Annotated in this window: 5 protein-coding genes; 1 reads left to right on the top strand and 4 read right to left on the bottom strand. The window is 59.9% G+C overall.

Features of this window, described 5'->3' with window-relative positions; translation table 11 throughout:
- Positions 1-781: N-acetylmuramidase family protein (locus JCM12296_RS33520; protein ID WP_054702309.1), on the top strand; the 781-nt coding region annotated here is incomplete at its 5' end.
- A 194-nt stretch (positions 782-975) separates the two neighbouring features.
- Here the strand turns inward: JCM12296_RS33520 and JCM12296_RS33515 are convergent.
- From JCM12296_RS33515 to JCM12296_RS33505, 4 genes are all read right to left on the bottom strand, one after another.
- Positions 976-2,439 (bottom strand): cation:proton antiporter family protein, encoded by a 1,464-nt coding sequence (locus tag JCM12296_RS33515; RefSeq protein ID WP_246805274.1) that lies wholly within the window; start codon positions 2,437-2,439, stop codon positions 976-978.
- Complete coding sequence (locus tag JCM12296_RS46660) at positions 2,394-2,579, bottom strand: hypothetical protein (protein ID WP_054702304.1); 186 nt, start codon at positions 2,577-2,579, stop codon at positions 2,394-2,396. Before JCM12296_RS46660 ends, JCM12296_RS33515 begins: the two co-directional genes overlap by 46 nt.
- Positions 2,580-2,593: 14 nt before the next feature.
- Entirely contained in the window at positions 2,594-2,725 is a 132-nt protein-coding gene (locus JCM12296_RS48670) for a hypothetical protein (RefSeq protein WP_281492252.1), read from the bottom strand.
- Between the two features lie 9 nt (positions 2,726-2,734).
- On the bottom strand, positions 2,735-3,405 hold a 671-nt coding region (locus JCM12296_RS33505), incomplete at its 5' end, for a hypothetical protein (protein ID WP_218188425.1).

Here is a 3,405-nt window from a genome sequence, read left to right as displayed (position 1 = left end):
CCGCTACGCGGGTCCACGCAACGGTGCGCTCGACGCTGCCACGCGCGACGCGATCATGACGTTCCAATACGAGCACGGTATGGTGGTTAACGGAATGATCGACGACACATTGGCTGCCCGGCTCGCTGCTGAGATCGAGCGCTTGACAAAAGTGACACCCGACGAACTCGTTGCCAAACGAATTGGTCCCCCCACGCTACAGGAGTACCGCGACATCGCCGCACGGCTTGGTGTCGATGCGCCAACGCTCGAAGCGCTCCGGCAGGTAGAGTCTATAAAGAAGGCCTTTGATGCCGACGGGCATCCTTCTATTCTCTTCGAGCGTCATATTTTCTCACGACTGACCGACCATCGCTTCGATGAGAGCTATCCGCATGTGTCCGGAACAAGGCCCGGAGGCTACGGGACCCCCAAAGAGGAATGGAGCAGACTGAAGGAAGCGTACGCTCTTGATACCGAAGCTGCATACAAGGCGACTTCATTCGGAATGTTTCAGATAATGGGGTTTAACTACGGGGTCGTCGGGTTCGAGACTGTCGCGGAGTACGCGCGCTTCGCCTCGCAATCGGAAGCCAATCAGATTGAAGTCTTCGCACGGTTAATAGAGAAGCAGGGCTTGCTCGAACCGCTTCGATGCCTCGACTGGGCGGGATTTGCCCGCCGCTGGAACGGTCCCGCTTTCTCCCGGAACAACTATGCGAAAAGGCTCAGCGCAGCTTACGCCGACTCGGCGGCTCAGTTCGGAGTAGAGGCTCCAGTCGCGCGTCCCGGCTGCAAATGAATTGCTGGCCACTTGAGTGTCGGTATTCCCCTCGCAATGGGTCCTACCCATGCTTGCATTTCGGACACTTCATCGCGTCTCCCTTTCTAATTTCGCATCCAATCAGGCGTCCCTTACACATGCTGAAGGGGATGCCCCTTTGCTTTATTGGCGTCGCTCTTTGGTAGCGGCATTTTTTCTCCTTTATGCAGCCTTCAGTCGGCTGGACCGGATTCCGGGCTGTGGCAGTCACCCAAGTGCTTGCAGACATAATCGGCAAATCCGATTCCGGCCTCCTGGTAGATGACGTAGGCGTCGTCGATGCCGGCGGCTTTCAGCTCGTCAATTTTGTCCTCGTAACGGGCGGACGCGACAATCTGGCCTGAATAGCCCCGCGCTTTCAATTGTCGGATGGCGAAAGCACTGGCTTTGACGTCCGGAAGGGTCAGCATGACCATGCGGATAGCGGTTCGGGCAGGATCCACCCGCTCCCAGAAGTCGCTGTCCGATGCGTCACCCAGCGCGACCCGCCGTCCATCTTGGCGATGGGCGTCCACCGTCTGCTTTGAGAAATCGACGCCAACCACAACATCCCCCTGACGCCGACGCATTTCGTCATAGCAGACCGTTCCGACGCCCCCCAACCCGATGACGGCAATCGTCGCGTCCCCGGTGTCCAGCGGTGCTTCGCCGGGCAGGCGTTCACGGCTTTCGAAGCGCTTCAGTGGATTGGACAGTCTGGCGTAGAGGGCGTGGGCGTGGGCGTTTAACGGCGCCGATAGAATAAACGTAAATGAGAGCGCAATTGCCAGAGCGATCAACCAATCACCGCTCAGCCAGCCGCTGGCCACACCGATGGCGCCCACAATCAGTCCGAATTCACTGTAATTGGAAAGGCTCAAGGAGGCCAGCAGCGAGGTCCTTGCGCGCAACCTGAAACGGGTCAGGATAGCGAAGAAAAAGACGGTTTTGACCGGCATAACCAGGGTCAGCAAAAGGCCCGTACCCACGGCGGACCATGTGAGTGACCCCGAAATGCCGATATTCAGAAAGAATCCAACCAGGAAGAGATCCTTGAAACCCAACAGGGCGTTGGACAGTTCGTACGCCCTGGGGTGCGCCGCCACCAGCATACCGGCGACCAAAGCACCCAGATCGCCTTTCAGACCGACCAGCTCGAACCCGCCGTAACCGGCGGCAGGCAACAGGATTCCGAAAATCATCAGCAGTTCATCGTGGCCGCACTTCGACATAAAGCGCGTCAGCAGCGGACGGACCAGGAACAGTCCGGCAATCAATACCGGCGCCCATAGGTTCGGCACCTTGCCCGAGGAGACGGCAAGGAAGATGACGGCGATGACATCCTGCATGATCAGAATGCCGACGGCAGCGAGGGCGTGGCGTGAGGCCATCTCCTTTTTTGCTTCGAACACCTTGACCGCGAAAACCGTACTGGAAAAACTCAGGGCAAAGGCGATCAGCAGCCAGTGCGCCCAGTTCAGTTCGCCCATCAACGGCAGGCCAACGGCGGCAAGCAGCCCGAGGCCGAGGCCAAAGATGACGACGGTGAACAGCATGTGGAGGGTGGCACCTGCCCACACCTCCGGACTGGCCAGGTCGCTCGGTTTCAGTTTCAACCCGATGGTAAAGAGCAGCAAAGTGACACCGGCGTCGGCGATGGTTCCCAGTTGATCTCCGGCTTCAAAACCCAGATAGTTGAGAAAAAACCCGCCACCAGGTATCCCACCAGCGGCGGGAGGCCGATTCGGCTCGACAGGGTGCCGAAAACAAAGGCCGCAACAATCAGGACGGGACCCATTGAGAATTCTCCTTTTACAGCCCCAGATAGCGAGCCGTCCGCCGGCTCAGAAAGGGATAGAAGGGGTTCCAGCGAAGCCGCAGTACTTCCTCTGCAGGAATGTCGATCACGCCTTTTTCACCGCGCAGGAATGTCCTGCTCAGCACGATACCCGGTCATCCCCCTCTGCGTCGGTCCCCCTGACGCTGCACATTTCTGCTGCCGGATCCCCTTTGCCGGTCCTGATAATAATTGCCGGTACGCTGGTTCCCGCGGTCTCTGGAACGCTGCAGGCTGTCCAGAGACTGGCGATTATTGGTCCGGGGTTCTTGGCGTTGCGGTGTTGACGGTCGCTGCTGGATATTTTGAGGCGGCCTCCTGCCGGGTTGCTGAACCGTGCCGCTGGGCCGCTGGGCCGGTTGCTGGACCGAACCCGTGGGTCGCTGGGCTGGTCGCTGAACCGACCCGGCAGGCCGTTGCGTCGGCTTCTGCTCTGATCCGGCGGGTCGTTGCGCCGGCTTCTGGGATGGGGTGGATGGCCGGCTGTCCGTCGGCCGTTGCCATTGACCGCCCTGGCGCTGTTCCCATCCGTTCTGGCCTTTCCGATACACATTGCCCTGACGATCCGTATAGACATCGTTGGGCAGCGCGGCCGGTTTGCCGGCCGGTCGCTTGTCCTTGCGGTCCGCTGTGGCCGGTCGGGTCCTGTCCCCTGTCGGCCGGCCGGGACGTTTGTCATACAAATTGCCGCTGGTCGGTCGATTGGATGGTCGCTGACCGGCCGGTAGCTGAACGGGTTTTCCCCCGCCCGGTGGCTTGGCGATGGGCGGTTTGGCGACCGGAGGCC

Origin of the sequence: Desulfosarcina cetonica JCM 12296, assembly GCF_001311845.1 — a bacterium.
In the GTDB taxonomy this organism is placed as follows: Bacteria; Desulfobacterota; Desulfobacteria; order Desulfobacterales; family Desulfosarcinaceae; genus Desulfosarcina; species Desulfosarcina cetonica.
Note: the sequence above shows the minus strand (reverse complement) of the source record. Positions and strands in the feature narration are given on the sequence as shown.